This window comes from Lysinibacillus sp. FSL P4-0201 (assembly GCF_038593425.1).
GTDB classification, from domain to species: Bacteria; Bacillota; Bacilli; order Bacillales_A; family Planococcaceae; genus Lysinibacillus; species Lysinibacillus capsici.
This window is the reverse complement of record NZ_CP151995.1, coordinates 2,566,687-2,587,519: the sequence shown is the minus strand read 5'-3', so window position 1 is coordinate 2,587,519 and position 20,833 is coordinate 2,566,687. Positions and strand designations below refer to the sequence as shown.

Annotated in this window: 27 protein-coding genes; 14 read left to right on the top strand and 13 right to left on the bottom strand. The window is 32.7% G+C overall.

Annotation, left to right across the window (positions count from 1 at the left end; all coding sequences use genetic code 11):
- Positions 1-169: 169 nt before the first annotated feature.
- Complete coding sequence (locus MKY76_RS13010) at positions 170-490, top strand: DUF1827 family protein (protein WP_048392662.1); 321 nt, start codon at positions 170-172, stop codon at positions 488-490.
- 215 nt (positions 491-705) lie between these two features.
- Here the strand turns inward: MKY76_RS13010 and MKY76_RS13005 are convergent, their stop codons facing one another.
- Entirely contained in the window at positions 706-903 is a 198-nt protein-coding gene (locus MKY76_RS13005) for a hypothetical protein (RefSeq protein ID WP_054550261.1), read from the bottom strand.
- Between the two features lie 184 nt (positions 904-1,087).
- On the opposite strand from MKY76_RS13005, the gene MKY76_RS13000 reads away from it, so the two are divergent.
- Complete coding sequence (locus MKY76_RS13000; protein ID WP_054550260.1) at positions 1,088-1,336, top strand: hypothetical protein; 249 nt, start codon at positions 1,088-1,090, stop codon at positions 1,334-1,336.
- Between the two features lie 21 nt (positions 1,337-1,357).
- Here MKY76_RS13000 and MKY76_RS12995 read toward each other — a convergent pair whose 3' ends face one another.
- Positions 1,358-1,561: a hypothetical protein gene (locus MKY76_RS12995; RefSeq protein ID WP_231595622.1), complete on the bottom strand. Its 204-nt coding sequence runs from the start codon at positions 1,559-1,561 to the stop codon at positions 1,358-1,360.
- A 282-nt stretch (positions 1,562-1,843) separates the two neighbouring features.
- On the opposite strand from MKY76_RS12995, the gene MKY76_RS12990 reads away from it, so the two are divergent.
- From MKY76_RS12990 to MKY76_RS12970, 5 genes are all read left to right on the top strand, one after another.
- Positions 1,844-2,443 (top strand): undecaprenyl-diphosphatase, encoded by a 600-nt coding sequence (locus MKY76_RS12990; RefSeq protein ID WP_342556690.1) that lies wholly within the window; start codon positions 1,844-1,846, stop codon positions 2,441-2,443.
- 370 nt (positions 2,444-2,813) lie between these two features.
- On the top strand, positions 2,814-2,984 hold the full coding sequence (locus MKY76_RS12985; protein ID WP_158539189.1) for a hypothetical protein: 171 nt from the start codon (positions 2,814-2,816) through the stop codon (positions 2,982-2,984).
- Positions 2,985-3,090: 106 nt separating this feature from the next.
- The gene (locus MKY76_RS12980; RefSeq protein WP_342556689.1) at positions 3,091-3,411 is read left to right on the top strand and encodes a hypothetical protein; all 321 of its coding nucleotides are present in this window, start codon (positions 3,091-3,093) and stop codon (positions 3,409-3,411) included.
- 65 nt (positions 3,412-3,476) lie between these two features.
- The gene (locus MKY76_RS12975; RefSeq protein ID WP_342556688.1) at positions 3,477-4,298 is read left to right on the top strand and encodes a DUF2785 domain-containing protein; all 822 of its coding nucleotides are present in this window, start codon (positions 3,477-3,479) and stop codon (positions 4,296-4,298) included.
- 454 nt (positions 4,299-4,752) lie between these two features.
- Positions 4,753-5,565 (top strand): aminoglycoside adenylyltransferase domain-containing protein, encoded by an 813-nt coding sequence (locus MKY76_RS12970; protein WP_342556687.1) that lies wholly within the window; start codon positions 4,753-4,755, stop codon positions 5,563-5,565.
- Between the two features lie 1,373 nt (positions 5,566-6,938).
- On the opposite strand, the gene MKY76_RS12965 is transcribed toward MKY76_RS12970, so the two are convergent.
- The 3 genes from MKY76_RS12965 to MKY76_RS12955 form a co-directional block, all read right to left on the bottom strand.
- The gene (locus tag MKY76_RS12965) at positions 6,939-7,355 is read right to left on the bottom strand and encodes a DUF3888 domain-containing protein (RefSeq protein WP_342556686.1); all 417 of its coding nucleotides are present in this window, start codon (positions 7,353-7,355) and stop codon (positions 6,939-6,941) included.
- A gap of 256 nt (positions 7,356-7,611) precedes the next feature.
- Positions 7,612-8,121, bottom strand: coding sequence for a DUF3231 family protein (locus tag MKY76_RS12960; protein WP_342556685.1), 510 nt, complete (start codon positions 8,119-8,121; stop codon positions 7,612-7,614).
- Positions 8,122-8,224: 103 nt separating this feature from the next.
- Entirely contained in the window at positions 8,225-8,461 is a 237-nt protein-coding gene (locus MKY76_RS12955; protein ID WP_313869762.1) for a hypothetical protein, read from the bottom strand.
- A gap of 138 nt (positions 8,462-8,599) precedes the next feature.
- Between MKY76_RS12955 and MKY76_RS12950 the strand changes: the two genes are divergently transcribed.
- The 7 genes from MKY76_RS12950 (at position 8,600) to MKY76_RS12920 (ending at position 12,670) form a co-directional block, all read left to right on the top strand.
- The gene (locus MKY76_RS12950; RefSeq protein ID WP_342556684.1) at positions 8,600-9,034 is read left to right on the top strand and encodes a hypothetical protein; all 435 of its coding nucleotides are present in this window, start codon (positions 8,600-8,602) and stop codon (positions 9,032-9,034) included.
- Between the two features lie 72 nt (positions 9,035-9,106).
- Complete coding sequence (locus tag MKY76_RS12945) at positions 9,107-9,634, top strand: GNAT family N-acetyltransferase (protein WP_313869760.1); 528 nt, start codon at positions 9,107-9,109, stop codon at positions 9,632-9,634.
- Between the two features lie 65 nt (positions 9,635-9,699).
- On the top strand, positions 9,700-10,008 hold the full coding sequence (locus MKY76_RS12940) for a hypothetical protein (RefSeq protein WP_326140931.1): 309 nt from the start codon (positions 9,700-9,702) through the stop codon (positions 10,006-10,008).
- Positions 10,009-10,012: 4 nt separating this feature from the next.
- On the top strand, positions 10,013-10,291 hold the full coding sequence (locus tag MKY76_RS12935; protein ID WP_313869758.1) for a hypothetical protein: 279 nt from the start codon (positions 10,013-10,015) through the stop codon (positions 10,289-10,291).
- Between the two features lie 537 nt (positions 10,292-10,828).
- Positions 10,829-11,191 carry a hypothetical protein gene (locus MKY76_RS12930; RefSeq protein ID WP_232540661.1) on the top strand — a complete coding sequence of 121 codons (363 nt, stop codon included), beginning with the start codon at positions 10,829-10,831 and terminating at the stop codon, positions 11,189-11,191.
- A 112-nt stretch (positions 11,192-11,303) separates the two neighbouring features.
- Entirely contained in the window at positions 11,304-11,822 is a 519-nt protein-coding gene (locus MKY76_RS12925) for a hypothetical protein (protein ID WP_313869755.1), read from the top strand.
- Between the two features lie 257 nt (positions 11,823-12,079).
- The gene (locus MKY76_RS12920) at positions 12,080-12,670 is read left to right on the top strand and encodes a DUF4355 domain-containing protein (RefSeq protein ID WP_342556683.1); all 591 of its coding nucleotides are present in this window, start codon (positions 12,080-12,082) and stop codon (positions 12,668-12,670) included.
- Between the two features lie 368 nt (positions 12,671-13,038).
- Here MKY76_RS12920 and MKY76_RS12915 read toward each other — a convergent pair whose 3' ends face one another.
- The 8 genes from MKY76_RS12915 to MKY76_RS12880 all read right to left on the bottom strand — a co-directional run bounded on the left by MKY76_RS12915 (position 13,039) and on the right by MKY76_RS12880 (position 20,634).
- Positions 13,039-13,281 carry a hypothetical protein gene (locus tag MKY76_RS12915; protein WP_342556682.1) on the bottom strand — a complete coding sequence of 81 codons (243 nt, stop codon included), beginning with the start codon at positions 13,279-13,281 and terminating at the stop codon, positions 13,039-13,041.
- 951 nt (positions 13,282-14,232) lie between these two features.
- Positions 14,233-15,402, bottom strand: a complete 1,170-nt coding sequence (locus MKY76_RS12910) for a tyrosine-type recombinase/integrase (RefSeq protein ID WP_342556681.1) — start codon at positions 15,400-15,402, stop codon at positions 14,233-14,235.
- A 136-nt stretch (positions 15,403-15,538) separates the two neighbouring features.
- Positions 15,539-16,039, bottom strand: a complete 501-nt coding sequence (locus MKY76_RS12905) for an ImmA/IrrE family metallo-endopeptidase (protein ID WP_342556680.1) — start codon at positions 16,037-16,039, stop codon at positions 15,539-15,541.
- A 93-nt stretch (positions 16,040-16,132) separates the two neighbouring features.
- Entirely contained in the window at positions 16,133-16,714 is a 582-nt protein-coding gene (locus tag MKY76_RS12900) for a hypothetical protein (protein WP_342556679.1), read from the bottom strand.
- Between the two features lie 17 nt (positions 16,715-16,731).
- Positions 16,732-17,253 (bottom strand): hypothetical protein, encoded by a 522-nt coding sequence (locus MKY76_RS12895; RefSeq protein WP_342556678.1) that lies wholly within the window; start codon positions 17,251-17,253, stop codon positions 16,732-16,734.
- Complete coding sequence (locus MKY76_RS12890) at positions 17,198-18,412, bottom strand: hypothetical protein (RefSeq protein ID WP_342556677.1); 1,215 nt, start codon at positions 18,410-18,412, stop codon at positions 17,198-17,200. The genes MKY76_RS12895 and MKY76_RS12890 overlap by 56 nt, the downstream gene beginning before the upstream one ends.
- A 555-nt stretch (positions 18,413-18,967) precedes the next feature.
- Positions 18,968-19,579, bottom strand: coding sequence for an excalibur calcium-binding domain-containing protein (locus MKY76_RS12885; RefSeq protein ID WP_342556676.1), 612 nt, complete (start codon positions 19,577-19,579; stop codon positions 18,968-18,970).
- Positions 19,576-20,634 carry a DUF4236 domain-containing protein gene (locus tag MKY76_RS12880; RefSeq protein ID WP_342556675.1) on the bottom strand — a complete coding sequence of 353 codons (1,059 nt, stop codon included), beginning with the start codon at positions 20,632-20,634 and terminating at the stop codon, positions 19,576-19,578. Before MKY76_RS12880 ends, MKY76_RS12885 begins: the two co-directional genes overlap by 4 nt.
- Positions 20,635-20,833 lie beyond the last annotated feature (199 nt).

Below are 20,833 nucleotides of genomic sequence, written 5' to 3'. Positions count from 1 at the left end.
TTTTTGTTTTTAATATTTTAAATCTTAGTTCTTATAGTAATTAGAAGAAGGAATTTAATCACTATCATATAACAAAGTTTTTTTATTTTTATAAATTTCTCCTTGCTAAAGAGCGAATGTTTGTTCTAATATAAATACAAACAAACGTTCCGTAGAAGGAGAGGTCAAAATGGCGAAAATATATAATTTTCCAACTAAAGCATTTCGAGATATAACAAAGGAAAGAGTTGATGTTGTAACTATTGCTTCTGGTTTTATGGGTGGTGTTGTAAAGGTATATGAATGTGAAGGGACAGTCATTATTCATAGTGAAAATAAGAAATCCAGCCATGCTAGTATTTCAAATGATCTTGGTCAGGTTAAAGAATGGGAGATTAGATATGCAATAGAACATATATTAAAAAGAGGCATTACAGAAGTGAATATAAAAGTTAGTAATACAGGAGTTGTTCATATTCGTAATAAAGATATTAATTCACTTTCTCAGTAAAGTCAGGTCACTTATAAAATAATATGAGTACTGGTTATATCGTTAATGGTCTTTTTAAAACGTAGTTTGCAACTATCCCTTCGACTGTTAGAGGCTTTTAAATTTGTTCCAGCTAACTCTGATAGCAAGTAATTATCAACTTGCTTGGAATGATCATGTACAAGAAATAACAGGTCAATTGGAGTTAGATATTTAAAAGATATTGTTCTGTAAAGTTATTTAACTTTTAGAGGTTTTACAAAGAATGAAATGAACATAACAGAAACCCCTATAGCAATGAAAAGTATTGCAACAGATTTATTTGAAATAAATGAATTGTATTCTAGGGCACCTGTTAATCTCGCTGATCCGATTGAAAGCGATAAGATGCCTAAAACAAATATGATATGTCCAATTTTAGAATGTGTTTTCATTTTATAACAACTCCTGATATTTAGGTAATAACTTACAAAAGGATAACATGATTAGGTAATATTTGAAAATATGGTTCGGTTTGATTATTGCACAATATGAGTATTTGAGGTTGATGGAAGAAGTACAAAAGTCAATATGGGCTGTCAGTAAATTATATGAATTTATAATAAAGGGGTATGTTTTATGAAACCATTTATGTTACGGCATAAACTGGGTTGGCTACCTAACAAATTAGAGTATCGCAGAACCTATATCATAGGTTTTAAAGGAGAAACAGACGAAAGTTATACTTTCATGCTAACAAAGAATAGTAAGTATGTAAGATTAGTAAATAACAATAAAGAAATGGTTGTTAGGAAAAGAGAATTAAAGAGATATTTCAAGGATGGTTGTTTACAGTTTCTAACTACACAATATGAGGAACATGCTTGAAAGATCTGGAATGGTAAACTTTTAACTTTTTTCTTTTTTGGGTTTAACAAAGTAAGAAATGAACATTACAGAAACGCCCATAGATATGTATAGTAGTGCAACAGATTGATTTGGAATAACTGAATCATATTCAAAGAAACCAGATAATCTTCCTAATCCAGTTATCATCAAAGTAATGCCAAAAATAAATATGATATATCTATTTGTAGAATGTATTTTCAACACAAAACAACCCCCGAGGCTTCCTAATAATTTATATAAGGATAACATAAATTGGTAAATATTTCACTATTCAGATTGAGTCAATATACATTATGAATATGTAAAATAAACACGTTCACTTGTACGTGTATGTCAGAAACGAGCAATTGATACAACTAATCATAAAGGCTTTCAAATCAAAGTGACAATAATGTTAGCTTAAGCAATTAATTGTCACCTTTTACGATGGTTTAAAGATACATTTTTTCTTAACATAGCTTTATAAGCTATAAAGGAGAGAATGTCTTGAATATATTAGAAATAAATAATGATTTATTTAGAATGCTTAATAGTTTAGGAAAAGAATTTCAATTCTTCAATTTACCAATGATTATTATTGCTGAATACACAGTTATTTTCTTAGCTATTTTTGTTATTCTGTTCTGGTTTACCAAAGATAGAGAAAATAAAATAATGCTCATGTGCGCAAGCATAGCTTTCGTTTTGGCTGAAATTATAGGGAAATTTGCAGGGTTATTACATTTTAATCACCAACCATTTGCTGTCCTTTCGAATACAAATCAGTTGATAGAAAAAGCAATAAATAATTCATTTCCAAGCGATCATACCATATTATTTTTTTCATTCTGTATGTCCTTTTGGTTATTTAAAAAAGGAAAATGGATTCTATGGATTTTGCTTGCTATATTAGTCGGAATTTCACGAATTTGGGTAGGAGTTCATTATCCATTAGATGTAATGGTAGGTGCTCTTATTGGAATTACTTCTGCAATAATAATTTACTTTACACTTCCGAAATTAACACTAATAGAAAATGGAATTACCAAATATGAATCCATTGAAAAAGTAATTAGAAGAAAATTACATAAAAAGAATCTAATGTAAAATAATATTAAAGGTCACGTCTAAAATTAAAGTGTACCCTTTACAAAGGGTACACTTTATATGGGTTGTGGCTTTTTCTTTTGCTTTGAAAACTGCATCAAACAGCCAAAACGCTTTGAGTTGAGAGGGCAGAGTTTGGTGATGTTTTGAAAGTGGAATTTGTAGAAAATTGTTCCAATTTATTATCTCTCAGATTATGATTTAGTGGGAGGTTAAATAATGTCAGATAAAATTTAAAACATTTTTATTGGAATCATATTTTTTTGTTTTCCTAATTTTAGGGACATCATTCGTAATTGATACAATAATGATCGATGGATTAAATGTTGATAATGGACTTATAGGTAGTATAGTGGGTGGGATAATAGGAATGGTAGGAGTAATTGTAACTACTTATTTCATTATCGAAGCAAACAAAAAATCAGTGGAGGATTCGTTAAAAAAACAAGATAAGCAGGCAAGGGATAGAGATTACATTGCATTAATCCTTACCAAAGCAGAAGAGTTGAACCATGAAATTATAAAATCTACTCAAATCTAAAAAAAAATAATGGATAATTTCAGAATTAACTAAAACACACCAAATCTTAATGAACACATATGAGGATAGATTTTCTTTAAAACGTAAAGATGACGGAATTTATGATATGGCTAAAAGGGATTTGGTCGAAAACAATCTGAAACTCGAAAAACTGCGAAACGAATTAACAGTTTGTTTAAATACTTTAATTATAAAAAATATTTACATCGGAATTTTATCAGACCAAATTAATGGTTACGAACATACAGTTAATCGGAATATCGAAATAATAATTAATAGATTAGATTCGATAGGTAATTTAAATGAACTAGAAGAAACGTTCCGATGGCATAATAAGTATTACATAAATGATTCAAATAAATTACTAAAAGATTTGAATGATTTTGTTGTAGAAAAACTGAGCGAATTAAGAAAAGGCATAAGTTGAATACTTTACTAATCAATCAATAAAGGGTTGATTTCAAACAAATTTTTCTAATAGGAGCGTGTAAAATGAATTTAAAAGAAAAGTTGATAGTAATAAAAGAAAATGGGTACCAAGCACCTCCCGATAGATTTCAGTTGATACTAGAAATGATAAATAACATTGGCTCTTTGGATGCCCAACTACGTGATGAGCTAATTTATACAACCTTATCACACTGGATTCCTGATAAATCTCTCACCGCAAACGAACTAGAAAAACTTTTACCGGTTGTTTTGGATAAAAACCATTTGCTTTTTAAGCTTGGTGAAACAAATACAGACTCTGTCTTCACTCGGTCTTTCTCCATGCTAGTCATACCGCTCCTCTTAACGAGGCATAGAGAATCACCATTTCTCTCAAGAGAGCAAATTCATCACATAAAAGAGAAAGTATTTTACAATGTACAAGAAGAGCGAGATTACCGTGGGTATGATGAAGAAAAAGGCTGGGCTCATGCCATAGCCCATGCAGCAGATGCTTTAGATGATTTGGCTCAATGTTCCGAACTGGATAAAAGCGACCTCTTAACTATCCTCGATTTGGTTTACGAAAAGATGACTATAACAGAGCGAATTTACTCCGATGGGGAAGATGAGAGAATGGTCAAATCCATAATTAGTGTTTTAAATAGAAAAATACTTAGTCAGACTTGTGTAGAGCAGTGGATTCAAAGTTTTGGTGATGTGGAGAAAAATTCAGAATTTCTCCCTGCCTTTAAGCAAAAAAATAATATAAAGAACTTTTTGAAAAGTTTATACTTTCGAGTTAAATTTTACAAAGCGGATGCCGTTCTCTGCTCCACTATCGAGCAGACATTATATAAAGTAGAAAAAGTATACTATTCCTAATTTTAAAAGTGTCGAATAAAAAAAGAATATCTTCATAATGAAATTACTCTCTTGGTAGCTATCACTTATGACCTGTCCCTATCACTCATCATCTTCAGATTATGCAACCTCTGCATAAAATATAAAACATGTTGCAGAATATGAGAAGAAGCTTTTAGAGGTACAAAATCTAATCGTAAGAGTTACTGGTGATAGAGAGGTCCAAGTGTTGAACTGGATGTTAGATGGCAATTTGCAACGGTGAATAGGCCAACATATGGCTTTATCAGCAACGAGCATTCGAAGAATTAAAAAATAGTATTGTTTATCAGATGTTGGCGTAAGAAAGGGAGGGCTCTATGTCCTCTTTTTTTAGTGGCAAATGGAATTTCTATTAATAATCCTTATCAAAAATAGGAATTATATTATTTATTTAGTAATATAAGTATTGATTAGAATTAAAAGGAGAGTTTCTGTGGATTCTAAAGTTCCTATCCAAGTTCAAAGTTTTTTAAATGAATATTTATCGTTATTTGAAAATCAAATTCCTAATACACTGGATGCATTATATTTACATGGTTCAATTGCTCTTCATGCTTACATAGAAGGTTCTAGTGATATTGACTTTATTGCTGTTGTAAATCGATCCCTAACTGAATCAGATGTGAAAATAATATCTGATCTTCATGAAAAACTAAATCAAAAATATAAGAAAACAGTAATGGATGGGTGTTATTTACTAGATAAAGATTTTGGTAAGAAACAATCTGAGATAAAGAATTGTTTATACGTAAATGAAGGTAAAACAAAATGGAGTAATGATTGTACTAACCCTATTACTTGGTGGATTTTAAAAAACAAAGGAATCACTATAAAGGGTTCAGATGTTACCACATTAGTTTTTAATGTTGATGAAAGTATATTAATTGAATATGTTTTAGAAAATATGAATACCTATTGGTTAAATCGATTGAAGACAATAAAAAAATATAAGACCATAGCTCTTCTGTTACCAAATAAATTTGTCGATATGGAAGTAGAGTGGTCTATTACAGGGATGTTACGTCAATTTTATACACTTAGAGAATGCGATATTGTTTCAAAGGTAGATGCTAGTAAATATGCAATCAATCATATACCAGAAAGATGGCATAACCTTATAAAAGAAGCTATTAGTATAAAAGAAGGATTGAACATACGTTATTATAAATCTAAAAAACAACGTATTGATGATACTATCCAATTCATGAATTACATACTTGATGCTTGCAATAATATTGAAAAATAATAAACTAATCAATGTTTAAATGTGATACATGTTACAAACGTTATATACGTTACACATTAGGTATTCAAAAATTTATCTTGTAAAATGGGAGGCAGGACGGTGAGGTGAGGTTTTCCTCCCTTGGTATTTATAAATTACTAATTATTAGGGAAAGACAGACCGACCTGCGCCGAGCAAATTAGTTCGGAGCATGACATACATGGCTGGTCTATATTTTTAAAAAGAGTTAGCAGAATTCATGAAGATTGTGAAGAAAGTTGTAATAACAAGAATGTCCATCAAGGAGTACAGGTACCACAACAACCTGTTGGTACGGGGTTTCCAGAGTTTGCTTATATTTATGATACAACTGCTCAACCAGATATTCCGAATAATGGTCAAATTACTTTCAATACACATGGCAATATTACTCCTGCAGAGTTTGTCACACATGTACCAGGAACAACACCTATCATAATAAACCAATTGGGTACTTACCTTATTATCTATGAAGTGTTCGCTATAGGTACGCCTTCTTCTGCATTTGCTTTGTTCAATGGCAACAACCAAATAGCAGGTTCCAATTATGGGGGTAATTCTCCTACCACAAGGCAAACTGGTGAAGTGATCACGACTTTAAATGCAATGGATGTTCTTACTTTAAGAAGTATTGATACCACTCCAATATCTTTATTAAATACTACAACTAGTGGTAGTTCGGTTATCAGTGCCTCTATTGTAATTTTAAGATTAGTATAAGTTTTTTATTGCGAGTCACATCTAATAAGGTGTGGCTTTTTGTATTTATAAATTAATTTTGTTTTTATAGTTCGAATTTTGAAAGGAGTGGTTTATATGTGAACTTCGTCAAACTTACTATAGATTTAAAGTGCACGAAAATGCACTTTAAATCTAAAATACAATACGAAATAACGTGGTACGCTCTGCCAGAATGTCAAAAGTGAGCACTCGACAATAGGATTACCACACTATTTAAGCTTTCATTTTAGGATGAAGGTTTTTTATTTTGCTTTGAAAACTGCATCAAACAGCCAAAATGCTTTGAGGTGAGAGGGCGGGGTTTGTGTAGTTTTGAGAGCAAAAAGTTATTACATATATTTTATTGAAGCTGTTATGGTGAACGATAAGCAAAAAGGTGAACCAAACGACAAAGATTGAGTGCGAAATATCTGAAATAGTGAAATTACCTGTCAAGAAGCAAAATTATGAGCAGTTGAGTTTGTTTTGAAAATGGGATAGACATTTGAAAACAATCATACTTAGGAAAGTTAAGTCAAAGGGAGTGAAATGAAAGATATGTTTAGGAGGATAAAGAGTGAAAGAATCAATATCTATAATGGTCCACATATAGTTCCACCAGGAGACAGAATTGACTATTCTGGTGGATATTTATAAGTCTTTAGGTGAGTGTGATTTATCAATTTAACTTCAGGTCCATAAGATATTTCATAGGTCATTCGATCCTTCCCTATGGGATTATACTGAATGCCTGTAGGTTCAATTTCAAATGTAATTTGCAATATAAAGCCACGAAAATCATTCACTCTTCTAGTTTCGATAACTTCAATTTTCCATAGAGTAACCTGAGGTGAAAAATCCTTTGAAATCTTTGGATAATAATAGTTAGTCAAATCTTTTTCAATATAAGGAGTAAGCATGAGCATCAGCATATCCTGCATTCTAAGTGCATTAGAGTCTTGAGTGGGTTCATTTATCCCGAATCCTCTCTCTGGAAGGAAAAATAAAACAAGAATAATTGAAATTATCAAAGCAGATAAACCTTTTTTCATTTATAAAATACACCTCTTTAAATTATGTAGCTTCAACAGTAGTTTACTGCACAATATGAGGAAAGAAACTAAAAAAGGGTCACAGAGCTGGTAGTGACCCTAATTAATTTGGAGGCCGTGACGGTCAACCAGCGCCACAGCAAGTGCGTGCGATACACTCAATAATTAATTTGTGCCAATAAAGATTACCTATACATTTATGACAAAGAAAAAACCCCAGTTTAAAACTAGGGAAACGGTTTGTCGTGTAAAAATATTATTTTTCTGGATAATCTACATGTAATGGTGGCGGAACTAACCAACCTTTATTTTTATTAAGTCTTAGCAGTTTAGCGCCGATTAGAGCTTTCGCTGCATGGAATTGACCATACATTAAAGCAATATCTTCTCGAGTAGAAGTCCCCATTGCTTGACTGCATGCAACTAATCCAACAGCTAGATCAGCACTAAGAGCAGCACTAATTTCTGGATCATTAAATTTAGCACCCGCAGGGATATCTTCCATTCTTGCAACTGGTCTCTCTGGAGGAGCTGGAGGTAAAGCAATTCCATTCGTTTTTAAAATTTTTTCTAATTGCTTTACTTCATCTCTACAAAGTTCGATGATATCTTCAATAATTTTTTTGAGATCTTCGTCACCAGCATGATTATAAAACGTTTGGTAGCCAGAAATTATACCATAATCTGTGATTAAATTTGTCCAAACAGCAAATACTTCACCGTAATGTAACGGTTCATCTTTTGGATTTCCACCAAGAATACCCATACTTACACATCCTTTTCTAATTTTAGCTAAAGCAAGGTTAGTATGGTTAAAATTTTAAAAATAATTCATTACTGTACAATATGAGGATTAAATGATAGAGCTATTAAAACATCGCTCTAAAAAACTCATAAAATCCCATGTTCATTGGGATAGCCCAAATAAAGAATCCAAGAAGGGCAATTGGGCCAAGCAAAAAGTTGTAAACCTTCTTTGGCAAAATACTGCCCAATAGGATTTTATAAATCACTGCACATCCTATCATAACAACTGGCAGTAAGATCAGTGGTGGTATAAAAAACAACAGACTGCTGCCACTCGATATATCTGTAAATATGTCCATTGAATTACCTCATTATGTATTTTTTTTTGTAAATTATAACATAGAAAAAGCCGCAGCGTCGTCACACGCTACAGCTCGAATTAGTTTATGCCCTTTGACGGTGCTTACAATATTATTATAACACGGGAGGGCAACCCAATGTTAAAAGGGCAAATTAAAGTTACAAAAGAAAATTTACTTCAGTTGATTGAGAATTATCCATGGATGGTAGAAACGATTGAGGAAGCAAGACAGTCAGTAGCGAAAGCTTATAACAATAGCTACATTGGGGCGAAAATGGCTATGTATGGGATTGAGGCAACATTGCCTAAAGCTAGTGGGGGTACAAGTGATCCAGTGTATACAGAAGTACAACGGCGTGTATATTCTCTAAATTATCGAATTAAGGAGTATGAGCAAAAGATTGCGGAGATACAAAAACGTATTCCATTAGTCCACGGGGATCGAGAGGTTGAGGTACTTCATAGATTGCTTGATGGGGATAGTATGCGAGCGATTGGTAAGCGCATGAAATTATCCAGTACGACGATATTTAGGGTTAGAAATAATATATGGGAACAAATGATGGAGTAGCTGAAGGGCTACTTCTTTTTAGTTAATTCTAAAAGTATTGATTTTTCAACTTACGAAGCAGTTCAGTTCAAGATGAATGAATGTTACATTATAGATAAGTCAAACATATCTAGGAGACAGACAATAATGGAAGAGATAGTATTAAGAAAAATGTCAAAAGATGAATTTGAGAATTACTTCCAAAATAAGATTGAAAGATTTTCGGATGTTTTATCTGAAAATATACATGAACAGGGAGATGAGCCTTCTACCAAAGCACTCAAACAATTAAAAGGTTTACTACCAAATGGAATTGAAACACCTAATCATCACATTTTTGATATACAAAGAGGAGAAAAGGTAATAGGCTTTGTTTGGTTAAAAATTGAGGAAGAAAAGAAAAGTGCTTTTCTATATGAAATTTATATTTTCGAAGAATACAGGGGTAAAGGCTTTGGAACAGAAACAATGAATCATTTAGAGGACTTCTTAATACAAAAAGAAATTTATTATTTTAAACTTCATGTTTTCGGTAATAATACAGGAGCACGAAAATTATATGAAGAGCTTGGATTTGAAATTGCAGGGATAAATATGCTGAAACCGTTATCCAAAAAGTGACAATATCTTAATGGGCTTGAACCTTTGAATAAAGATGACGAAGATTCGAAAGAAGTTGATGAGTCATGAATCAACAGGAAATCAATCATATCTTAGATGATTTAGAAGCTAAAGCTGAGAGGGATATTGAGATTGTTTTTGCACGACGATTAAAGACGATACTATTTCAAATGCTTGAGATGCATAAGAAGTTCGGTAAGAACGGTCAAGCTACTTGGACAGACGTTAACAAATACAATCGCTTTAATCAAGAGATGAAGTTAATTGCTCAACAGTTGAACGCTGATTACAAAGAGATTATTAAGCTCATACAAGCTTCGCAGGAGCGTCTTTACATCGAGAGATACTTACCTCTTACAACAGTCTACAGGTGAGGAAATGGGCTTTAAAACACCATCTGCTGAGGTGATTCAAGCAGCGTTAACTAATCCTGTTGAGTTTCTTACTCTTCCAAAGATATTTGAGGCTCATAGAAACGATATTATCAGGCGATTAAACATTGAGATAGCACAGAGCCTACAAGCTGGTGAAAGCTATACAGACATGGCAATCAGGATTGAAAATGCTATGGGTTGGACAAGGAAAAAAGCTATCCTAGTTGCTCGTACAGAAGGTGGTCGAGTTAGATCACAAGTAGATTTAGCTATTGAGGAATAGGCGAGTAAAACAGCAAGGTTAACTAAGGTGTGGATGTCGTCGTCACTTGATATAAGGGTTCGTAAGTCTCATAGAAAGCTAGACGGCCAGAAAGCTGATAAAGATGGCTACTATCACTATGGTAAGTGGAAATCAAAAGCACCGAGGTTATGGGGCATTGCTTCAATGGATATCCAGTGTCGCTGCCATACGGTTTATATGGTTAATGGCAAGTTACCAGAGTACAGGTGAGGCAGAGACTACATGATGATATACCATACCAAAAGAAATTGGCTGCTCATATTGATGCTTATATGTCCGAATTAGGTTTGACATACAAACAAGCTTTTAACAAAGCATACAAACAGATTAAGCCTCCTAGCGTTGTGATACCATTCGTGAGTTACGAAGGTTGGAGAAAACAGTTTAATGGTGAAGTTTGAGTTATTTGGATAACCTTCATGTTTTATTATAGGTGATTTCATCGTTGGATAATTATGTTAAAATTGATAGGTGGTTTTAAAGGCTACTAAAATTATTGGTAAGGAGGTATAAATAGTGAATATTTATTGGCTAGGGGGAGGGCTTCTTCCACTTGATTGGGAGTTTTGTTTTTTAACAGTTAATGAATACAAGGAGAAATTAATTGAAAAAAGAGAGAAGAACCCTGACTATTTTGATATGCAAACAGGTGGAGTAGATAAATTATTTGCTCTTATAGATAAACGTGTCACGTTTGCTCTTAATAACTTTAATGGGACATTAGAAAAATATAATGAATTAAGGTGCCCTCCATTGATTACTCCAATACCTAGAGGGGATGATAGTAATGGGGCAGATTTTATCATAATTTTAAAGCGAGATGAAGATGGAGATACAGTAGTTTACTCTCCATATCCTATTTCGTATTTAGAGGATTAAGAGGGCCCATATTTCTAGAATCAAACTCCATTTGAGAAACTAACAGAGCAGTTTAGTTAAGCAACGGTAGTGAGTTTTTTAAGCACATAATTAAAAAAATAAAGGAGGGATAATGTTGCAAATTAATTTGAACAAATCTCTTGCTTGGAAAATAGGGGAGATGATTGATTCTGGCTTAATAACATATAAGCATTATTCCTTATTTTGTGATGATATTATTGATAAATCTGAAAGTCCTCCTTACTGGATTATAGAACTTTCATTAACAAAATTCCAAAACAATGCAGTAAGAATTGTAAATGAATTTGCATATTCAGAACCCTTTGAAAAATTTCCTGAATTAAATGATTTCTATTTGGCTTGTTTATTTTTGAAATATAGGCACCGTCAAATATCTTGGGCAAGTTTTCTTATTAATGCTGGAGGGTATAGTGACGGTTATCATTGTTCAATCCATTGTGAATTTTTTTATGACATGCTTAATGCTTATGAAAATTCTAAATACAGTAAAAATATAGAAGAAATTCAGGTAATTGACGTTGAAAATCTTCTTAAAGTAAATATCAGTGAAGCACAAGTCACTTATGAGATATTTGAATATTACTTTGACAAATATGTATCTAGTTTCTAATGAATACTAAAATTAGAGGTACTTTAGTGTAGCTTTGGTTTCAAACTTCTACGGATATTAGAGCATATTATGGAATTTGTTTTTTCAAGCATGTTCTTTAGACTTGTTCTCATAAAAAAATCTACACAAGTCATTCATTTTGAATGGCTTTTTATTTTTGTCTTTATTCTCGCAGACGCTATAAAGAACGAGAACAAATACACTTTTGAACTGTTTAGGGATTCAATTGAATAACTAAATTGGGCAAGGAGGAAAACATGAAATACAATCCATTCAACCTTAAAACTTTATTACCCTTAGATATTCAAATGCTTGCGGGAGAAGGAGATCCTAATCCAGAGCCAACGCCTGAACCTACACCGGAGCCAGCATCAGGAGGAAACGGTCAAGGGGCTACATTGACACTTGAATCGGTTCAATCATTTCTAAACGACGATGATGAGGGTAAGAAATGGCTTCAATCATTTGCTGATACTCGAGTAACTGATGCGATTAAAACGTACGAAACTAAAACTCTTCCAAAGAAATTAGAAGATGAGATTTCCAAGCGTTACCCACCTGAATCGGAGGAAGCGAAACAGTTACGCGACTTAAAAGCACAATTTGAGCAGTCTCAAAAAGAAGCTACGCGCGAAAAGTTAGTTAATCAAGCGTTGTCTACTGCAACAGAAAAGAGTTTACCAGCTAAATTAGTAGAGTTCTTTGTAGGTGAGGATGCAGAAAAGACAACTGCTAATTTAGGCATCTTAGAAGCTGAATTAATGCGGCTGTACAAGCAGAAGTTGATAAACGCTTCAAAGATGGAGGAACGCCACCACCACCAAAAGGCGGTAACCCTACAGCATTGACAAAAGAGGCAGTACTGAAAATGACTACTGAAGAAATCAATGCTAACTAGGATGGTACTACACATAGAGACCCTTTTGATTAATTTGCAAGGATAAAGATTACCGATGCGCAATTCAAATTGGATATTTTGAATGGCTTAGAGGTAGTAAAAGAGGTGAAATTTACAGAAGCAAAAGTCATGCTTAATGAAATTAAAACCCTTTCCGTGTTGATTGTAGTAGGTAGAACGTATGTACAAGTACGTGTACGGAGATTGTTGATTTGTTAGGATTGATGATCATTAAAGATCATTTATAACAACGAGTGTAAAACAGAAAAGTTGTATAAGCCCAGGCGCTCATTTAACTACGAGTAAATGGGCTTTGCTTCATTGATCAAGCAATAAAATAATAATACAGAAAATGAAGACAAAAAAGAAAAAATAAACGACATGTACAACCGTGTCAACGGGATCGATGCTTTTGGGTTTGTTTTCGGGTGTAATAATCGCCTTTGTTGCTGTAGTAACCTCGTTAATAGTATTACAATATTCACATATCTCAATAACAGATCCATCTTTTTGTACTTTCGTAAAAGAATTATTGGCTAAACAATTAGGACATTTATTCATCGATATTCACCTCAATTTGTTTATCTACTATTTACCATTTTAGGGAATTTGGCATAGTTTGTATATATCAATAATAGTCACTAATCTATTTATAACATCCCTGTGTAAAAATCTGTAAAAACGGACGAAGATTATGAGCTGAAGTAATAGTGCCAGTAAAAATTTTTTAAACGTAAGCCAGATAATGTACCCATTATTGGTTTATCAAGCTTACATTTAGCACATGAAGAACACGAAGTACTAACAGACGATGGGCTTTAAGGACACAGGGTTATAACGTAATAGGAATGGTCAAAAGAGATGAAATATTATAAGCATTAATTTCAAAGAAAGATTTTAAAGGCTTTCAAATATGATAGTAAAAAACCAACAAGGAAATAGGCGCCCAAACACATGAATCGTGTAATATGATTTGGAATAAATTGCGAAGGCATTACTGAAGCAATGTGAGAAAGCAAACAAAATTCTTTAGCATCTACAAATGAGATGAACCACTAGAAGGTACCATAATAAAAATGTATTTATATAGTAGAAATTTGTTTAATCAAAAAAATGCCACAGATTGTGACAAAGAAATACTATTAACTTTAAAGGAATTTATATATAGTTCTTTCCTTATAAAATAGTACCTGTCCAAACCTTCTTTATCTACATTTTTACGAACTGGGGCACCATTTTAAAAAAAGTTACAGGTGCCCCAGCAAGTGCCCCAAAAAGTGCCCCAGTTAAATACACTTAGATATGCTTCGTTAGACAGGTATAGAAACCTTCATTAATACAAAACCTTGATATTATGCACATCAAAAAATTAAAAACATCAGGATAGAAACCAAGGTCATAAGTTATGCTTATAGTTATTTTTTTATAAACCCTTTGATTATCAAGGGTTGGGGAGGGGCTAACCGCATTGGTGCCCCAAAAAGTGCCCCATTTTAAATGAAAAATAGTGTTTTAATCGAAATTAACTATTTCACTTAGAACTTGCATTGCTTTTTTCTCTCGATCTGCAAACGAATGGGCGTATGTTTTTAAAAGAGTAGAAGTAGTCATACCAAGGATTTTGGCAATCGTTGTTGGCGGTGTACCGGATGCAATTGAGATGGTAGCAAATGTATGTCGTAAACCATGAGGAGAGATGAGTTTAACGTCATATAATTCATGCATTAAGATTAGCGTTAATCTAGCTGCATTTTGATTAAGAGGCTTGCATGTTTTACTTATAAAGACAAGGTCATCCTCACTATGTTGAATCCCGAAAATTAATTTTCTTTCGATACACCATTTTCTATAACGATCTAATTGTTTACTTAGTACCTCAGTCATATCAATACAACGGATACTATTTAGTGTTTTAGCAGAGCGCTCCCCATAAAAATCACGAGTACGATTGATGTAAATTAGATTATTCTTAAAATCTATATCGGACCAACGTAAACCTCCAGCTTCGCCACGTCTCATACCAGTAGCTGCTAGAATAGAAATTAAAGTATATCTTGAAATATCACAAGATTGCTTTACACATTTAAGTAAGTATTCTAGCTCAGTCGGAGTTAAATAATTGCCCTCGACTTCATCATTATTAATTTTTTCTATCCTAGGTAATTCAGCTTTCGCAATGCGGTTTTTATCCAAAATATCATCTTCTACAGCAGCATTAATACATCCAATGAAAAAATTATGATACATTTGAATGCTTTTTGGAGCAGCTATTAAAGATAATTTATCAATAAATTCAGATTGGTATAAACTTTTGGACAGTCGAGATAGCTTATATCTACCAATATAAGGTTTAATGTAAATTTCAATTACGTTACGATAAGTTTTAGGGGAGGTACCTTTCCACTTTGATTTTTTACGATCAAAATAAATATCTACCCATTGAGCAATTGTCATGTTTTCATTAAATATTATTTTTTCTCCACCATTTAAAACAGTAGCCTTTAATGCTGTTAATGCTTTTTCAGCTTCGATACTAGAGTTAAAGTTTTGTCTTGTTTTTTCTCTACGTACTCCAGTATGGTCATAAAATTTGTAACGGTAGGCATATTTCTTCTGCTTGTTTGAATCATAATACCAATAAATATTTTCCTTTTTAGTACTATTAAGTTTCTTTCTAACCATATCGTCCACTTCCTATCTAACTGACCCGGACAGGTACATTGATTAGAGTTTAAGGACAATTAGAACATCACTCCTTTCACAGTAATTTGAAGCAGATAACCTATATTAAACTCACTTATGAACTGTCCTATATTCATCATCTCATATTTAGACAGGCCATGTTATGCAACCTCTGCATAATCTGTTTATTGTTATATTGTGTTAATCTCCTATAAGCAAAATTGTATTCTACGTTAAAGATTTGCATTACTTTCATAATTGTTTGTGGTGTATGATCGTCTATTGACAAAGCCTCCAACATAAAAGTAGGAATACAAGCGTGGTACATAAAACTGTTGGCCTTGAATTCCTGGTACTCGCGAAATAGGGGATACATATGAAATTGATCACCTGTATGTAATAGGACATGTGATAGCTCATGGCAAAAGTCTTGCCATTGTAGCTGTGGCGATTGATTTTCATTAAGAAAAATATAATGCCGTCCATTAATAAATAAGGCCTGACTCTTATCTGGCCAATAAAAAACTTTTAATCCCATTCTAAAAGCCACTTCTTCAACATGCAGCAGGGTAGGGTCTGTAATGCCTAGGCGAGTGTAGAACTGTTGGACATAGTCTTCGAGATGTGTATAGTGCATGTAAATCAACCCCTATAAAGACAATAAAAAAGAACGTGTGTTCTTTTTTATTGTATAACAAAACCCTACTATTTAAAAGTAGGGTTAATCCTATTAACCTTTTAAATTTGTAATTTCTATTTCTATTTTTTGAATGTTATCTGTAATCTTCTGGATTACTCCATTGGATAGATTTTCTTCTATAGCATCAGTAGTACTTTTATATGTACTAATCAAAGCGGTGCAATTTATCAAACTTTCTATTAATTCTATTGACACTTTTTCTCCCAATTTATCAGCATTGTTTAACCATGCATCAATTGTAATGGTATTTAAGAGTTCCAAATTTTTCCTATTTGCAAAATCTTCTTTACAATTAGAAATTAATTTCATATTGTGATTTAATTCAGCTTTTATAAGGAGCAAAAGTGATGATATTTTCCTAGCTAATTTTACATCTTCAAATTTTGTAGAATTCTTAATTTGATATGCTGCAACAATATAAGCAACTATTCCACCTAAAACACCTCCTGAAAAGTTCCCGCCTGCACCAATTAAAGCAGAAGCAATTTCAGGAGAGGAGTCTAAATAGTTATAAGCGATACTCACGCACATAAAAACAATTAATGACACAATCACGGTTAATAAAAGTATACTAACAATTTCTTTTATACTAAATTGAAGTTTTTTAGACATTTCACACCTCAAACATTTCAATTAAAATCTAGTAACTTTGCTAAAGCCCCATTTGAACTTATTTGTTGTGCACTTTGAATCGTTAGTGCAACTACCTTCTTAGCTTCTCCACCTAGTGGCATGTGTTTAGAAATTGTGGTGGGGGATGGGGGAACTAAAAGTGAAAAATATATTTCAATGTCATCCTTTAATAGTTCATAATCAATTGATTCACGACAATCTGAGCACTTATTAGGAAATTTATTCTCGATATTAAATGTTCCATTTTCTTTAGATATAACTGTTCGACATTGAGGACATCTTAATAATGTTCTTACTTCAAAAAGTTTTACATCTTCCTGTAAAGTACATTCAACAAATAAGTTCAAGGCTGTTTCGTCACTAATTCCACAATCTACACTAAACTGAAGTGGATTTAAATACTTCCAAGTATTCTTTTTTCGTGTACCTACCCACCAATCAAGTAAATCGATTTCTATTTTATTAACTCTCTTCAAATCTTCTAAAACAGGAAAATACATGTTCGCTGATTTTTTCATTTATATATTGCTCCTTCATAAATGAGATTAAAATAAAAGTAGGGAAACATTCAATTTTAGTACTATAACTTTGGAAATTAATTAAAGGTCTTTCGCTTTCTTCATCAAACATAGAAATCTGATGGTCTACTGGTTGCCCTCTAAAGAACCATTTAATCCATAATTTTTTTAACCTACCTAAACTATCAATAGTTTCCCTTATATCAAAATAAATTGTAGCTACATCTAATCCATCCTCATCACCAGATAATACATTTGCAGTTGCACCAGAGTCGTCTGCAACAGATATACGTTCAACCATTGCCTCACGATCATTATGACATGTATTGTAATTTTCTAAGTCTTCAACTATTAACATACGTTCAATTAATCGCTTATACCTGCCAATAATATGATTAAATAATTCACTGTCTTCAGGAATTTGTAGTGAAGAAAGTATACTTTTATTAGCTTGTATAATTTTAGGAGACATATTCTCTACTAGTTCTCTATAAGGAAGTTCTGATTTTGTAATGTACTCCTTATACATTTTATAAAGCGTTTCTTCTGAGTTGCCCATCTTTGTTTTTAATATTACCTTAAACAAGTCTCGTAATTGTTCAAGAACTTGCTCATATAGTTTTCTAGGTGTTAATCTATCTGCCATATTTGCCTGAGGACGTAATCTTACATTCAAATATCTATCCAGAATATTAAATTCTACCCAAACATAATTAGTAAGTATTTCACCTTCTTCGCTATTCGATGCTATTTCTTTATAAATACACATTTCAATAGATTGAATTCGATTATTTTTATTAATAACATCAAGATATAATATATCATTATCCACAGGTTCAAGTTTAAGTAGATTGTTATAAGAAGTAACGAGAATTTCCTTTAAAGCAAGGAAATGTACAATTTTATCCATATCACGTAATAATGTTACATCACTTAATGAAAGGTGAGAGTAAAATATCTGTTTATTCTTACCATACTTAAATTCTTGTATAAGAAATTGTTCAAATGACTCTTTGAAGCGTTGGACTTCCAGTAAAGTTTGTATACGTTCTTTTATCTCATTTGCATTACCAGTTTTTCTTTGATTATGTTGATTTAAAAAATATTGGAATCGATATTTGAAAATATTATCTTGAATTGATTGAGCTAATAATACCACCAGTTTACACCCTCATTCTTGTAATTATAAAAATATATTCTAGATACTTAAAAGGCATGCCTATGGTTATCTTTCAAAAGCCTAACCAAGTTCAGTTTAAGCGTATTTTTTTTATCCTCTGAATAAAAATACCTCATAGGAGTTCAAGTATTAAATCTATCTTTTTAATATTAGTAGTCAATAATTCTTGCGTAAATATACCTATAACAATGGCAAAAAAATAATATAAAACATAAATGAATAATACTACCAATTATAGTGCTTTTAAAGGACATGAAATTATCATGTCCTTTTTAGATTAATAATTAGCTATACTTAGGGTGCTGGGCGCTCGTGGGTATATTATTGTTTCCTTACTCAATACCTATGCGTTGCACCTTCTGAAGGTTTCCTAAGAATTTATCCATAGCGTCACCCTCTTTTGTGAAGTTACTTACAGCATCGTAAATTGTATCATCGGCGAATGCTATTGCAGCCATCAATTTGTTATCAGGATCGCCTTTATGCGGTCCTTTCTTTATGTTTCCATAACAAGTAGGGTTTTAATAGGATATTTTAACGTTCACAAGCCCAATTATCATTATCACGATCATGCTTTGAAGCATAAGCAGGATGATCAGAACCTACACCATTTGGATAAACTTTTCTCAACTCTGTACAATTTCGATAGTACTCTTTTTGTGGTGTGTTTTGTTGCTGTGAGTTAGATTGTTGCACTGCAGCTTCGGCTTCTTGCTGTTGTTTTAACTCTTCTTGTTTTTTAGCTTCTTCTTGACGTTCTAATTCGGCTTGTCTTTCTAATTCTTCTTGACGTTCTAATTCGGCTTGTCTTTCTAATTCTTTCTGACGCTCTAATTCCTCTTGCTTTTCTTGTTCTTTCTTGCGCTCTAGTTCTTGTTGGTTCTTTAATTCTTCTTGTTTTTTTAATTCCGCTTGACGTTCTTCTTCTTGTGCTCCATTAATAGTTAGGACGCATCCAGAAAGGGATAATATACAACCAAATATAATAATAGCGGGTATTACTTTAGATTTTGCTTTAAGATGTTTATTAATTTTGTATTCACGTAGTCCCCATAGAATTAAAACAACACCTATAATAAATAAAGGGTATTTTATTAATACTACCAATGCAATTATAGCTAAAATCAACAATAAGCAACCATTCATCTTAATTCCTCCACTAGCTTGAACCCTTTTGTTTTAAGATATTTCATATTATGTTCAAATGTTTCGACGGTATCAGAGCAGTCTATATTTTCAAAGTCTAAATACTCTAGTTCTCTTCTATTTACACGTGTTGAAAGTATACAGCCCATTCTTGGTAATGGTTCAGCTTGACTAGAATCGTAAACATGGATAAGCACAGAATCAGTAGGGAGAATGGCAAATACTTCTCTAGCAATTCGAATAACACAACTGCAAACATAATCTTGATAAAGTGCCAAATAATTAATTACACCCATTTTCTTTCGAGAGACTTTATTTGTTGATGTTAGAGTCAACGTTTCTTTAGGCACGACATCCTCATTCCCGACAGTAAAATTCACGATGAGTTCATTGGCATGAATATCAAAACTTAAATGGCTCCCAAAACTTTCGATATCATCAAATGGTGCATAATCAGTTAAGGCGATAGTCCAAACATTGCTATCACCATTCAAAATTCTAGGAGCAATATCTTTTAACCTTTGCTTTTTTTGATGGATTGTAAGATCTAATTCTTTAGCTTCGGGTATGCGCTCTTCAATTAATAATTTCTTAGCCGCAACACGATTGAAAAGTTTGTCACGCCAAGTAGGTTTGTAGTTAGCTATTTCATCCATAATAGATGTTACATTAGGACCTTCATTTAACAAGTACGATATGTCCTCTGTAGCAACTAAGTGCCAATCGACATTATCTGCTACTTCTAAATGAACAGAAGTTAGCATAGCGACGTATGCATTGTGTTTTTCGACTTCTTGTATGTTTTGTGACATGTCAGGTACTACAACGTTAGTAGACTCATAAGCGACTCTCTGTGGTCGTTTTTTTCTTTTGGTCGTTTGTGAGGTAGAGTAGGAAAGCCCCGTGCCAGGAAGGGAAATAGAATTTGTCTGTCTACCATTCCCGAATGTAGTACGTGCATATTTATTTCCTACAGTTAAACTAGTACCTCTTTTACCAAAATTCACTTTCACACCAGGAGCTATTTTGACACTTTTTCTAAAACGAAATCCCATTTACGCAAACCTCCTTATGTAGTTTAATTTGTCAGGCTACAACTTTATGTATAGAAACTGATTCGAAATAGTAAGTTAATATAACTCGAAATATAAAAAAATATTTATTATCCAATATAGTATTTATTTTACATCCTAGGGTTGTGATAAAGGACATGGCGTAGCCGCATGTCCTTGTTTGTACATTATTTGGTTCTGC

Excerpts from the sequence above, each read along its gene's own strand:
- MKY76_RS13010 (WP_048392662.1), top strand. The coding sequence starts at position 170 with ATGGCGAAAATATATAATTTTCCAACTAAAGCATTTCGAGATATAACA.
- MKY76_RS13005 (WP_054550261.1), bottom strand. The coding sequence starts at position 903 with ATGAAAACACATTCTAAAATTGGACATATCATATTTGTTTTAGGCATC.
- MKY76_RS13000 (WP_054550260.1), top strand. The coding sequence starts at position 1,088 with ATGAAACCATTTATGTTACGGCATAAACTGGGTTGGCTACCTAACAAA.
- MKY76_RS12985 (WP_158539189.1), top strand. The coding sequence starts at position 2,814 with ATGGTAGGAGTAATTGTAACTACTTATTTCATTATCGAAGCAAACAAA.
- MKY76_RS12980 (WP_342556689.1), top strand. The coding sequence starts at position 3,091 with ATGGCTAAAAGGGATTTGGTCGAAAACAATCTGAAACTCGAAAAACTG.
- MKY76_RS12975 (WP_342556688.1), top strand. The coding sequence starts at position 3,477 with ATGAATTTAAAAGAAAAGTTGATAGTAATAAAAGAAAATGGGTACCAA.
- MKY76_RS12965 (WP_342556686.1), bottom strand. The coding sequence starts at position 7,355 with ATGAAAAAAGGTTTATCTGCTTTGATAATTTCAATTATTCTTGTTTTA.
- MKY76_RS12960 (WP_342556685.1), bottom strand. The coding sequence starts at position 8,121 with ATGGGTATTCTTGGTGGAAATCCAAAAGATGAACCGTTACATTACGGT.
- MKY76_RS12955 (WP_313869762.1), bottom strand. The coding sequence starts at position 8,461 with ATGGACATATTTACAGATATATCGAGTGGCAGCAGTCTGTTGTTTTTT.
- MKY76_RS12950 (WP_342556684.1), top strand. The coding sequence starts at position 8,600 with ATGTTAAAAGGGCAAATTAAAGTTACAAAAGAAAATTTACTTCAGTTG.
- MKY76_RS12945 (WP_313869760.1), top strand. The coding sequence starts at position 9,107 with ATGAATGAATGTTACATTATAGATAAGTCAAACATATCTAGGAGACAG.
- MKY76_RS12940 (WP_326140931.1), top strand. The coding sequence starts at position 9,700 with ATGAATCAACAGGAAATCAATCATATCTTAGATGATTTAGAAGCTAAA.
- MKY76_RS12935 (WP_313869758.1), top strand. The coding sequence starts at position 10,013 with ATGGGCTTTAAAACACCATCTGCTGAGGTGATTCAAGCAGCGTTAACT.
- MKY76_RS12925 (WP_313869755.1), top strand. The coding sequence starts at position 11,304 with ATGTTGCAAATTAATTTGAACAAATCTCTTGCTTGGAAAATAGGGGAG.
- MKY76_RS12920 (WP_342556683.1), top strand. The coding sequence starts at position 12,080 with ATGAAATACAATCCATTCAACCTTAAAACTTTATTACCCTTAGATATT.
- MKY76_RS12915 (WP_342556682.1), bottom strand. The coding sequence starts at position 13,281 with ATGAATAAATGTCCTAATTGTTTAGCCAATAATTCTTTTACGAAAGTA.
- MKY76_RS12910 (WP_342556681.1), bottom strand. The coding sequence starts at position 15,402 with ATGGTTAGAAAGAAACTTAATAGTACTAAAAAGGAAAATATTTATTGG.
- MKY76_RS12905 (WP_342556680.1), bottom strand. The coding sequence starts at position 16,039 with ATGCACTATACACATCTCGAAGACTATGTCCAACAGTTCTACACTCGC.
- MKY76_RS12900 (WP_342556679.1), bottom strand. The coding sequence starts at position 16,714 with ATGTCTAAAAAACTTCAATTTAGTATAAAAGAAATTGTTAGTATACTT.
- MKY76_RS12895 (WP_342556678.1), bottom strand. The coding sequence starts at position 17,253 with ATGAAAAAATCAGCGAACATGTATTTTCCTGTTTTAGAAGATTTGAAG.
- MKY76_RS12885 (WP_342556676.1), bottom strand. The coding sequence starts at position 19,579 with ATGAATGGTTGCTTATTGTTGATTTTAGCTATAATTGCATTGGTAGTA.
- MKY76_RS12880 (WP_342556675.1), bottom strand. The coding sequence starts at position 20,634 with ATGGGATTTCGTTTTAGAAAAAGTGTCAAAATAGCTCCTGGTGTGAAA.